The following is a 319-nucleotide window of genomic DNA, read 5'->3' as shown; positions in this document are numbered from 1 at the left end:
AGTCGGAAGTGATGTCTGCGGTGAGCAAGGGGATCATCCACAAGAACACCGGTTCGCGGAAGGTCTCGCGCCTGTCGGCTCGCGTCAAAACGATGACGGCCGAGTAACCTCCGTCATTGTCCGGAAGATTGATTGAAGGCCTGCGCGATATTCCGCGCAGGCCTTTTTTCGTGTTATACACGTAGACGGCGATTGCCCGGATTACCTGCATGGGAAGGTCAACCGGACGTTCGGCGGCGGGGTCGCGGCGTGTGCCCACACGAGGCTGCAACCGGTAGATTTACGAACGCTTTGAGAACAAAAAAATCGCGTGAAAAAA

The 319-nt window shown here is 56.1% G+C and carries 1 protein-coding gene; it reads left to right on the top strand.

Going from position 1 to position 319, the window contains the following annotated elements:
- Nucleotides 1–107, top strand: a 107-nt coding sequence (gene rpsT / locus E5162_RS15150; protein ID WP_135945952.1) for a 30S ribosomal protein S20, incomplete at its 5' end; no start/stop codon positions are given.
- Nucleotides 108–319 lie beyond the last annotated feature (212 nt).

Source organism: Marinicauda pacifica (assembly GCF_004793635.1).
GTDB classification, from domain to species: Bacteria; Pseudomonadota; Alphaproteobacteria; order Caulobacterales; family Maricaulaceae; genus Marinicauda; species Marinicauda pacifica.
This window is presented reverse-complemented; position numbering and strand designations above follow the sequence as displayed.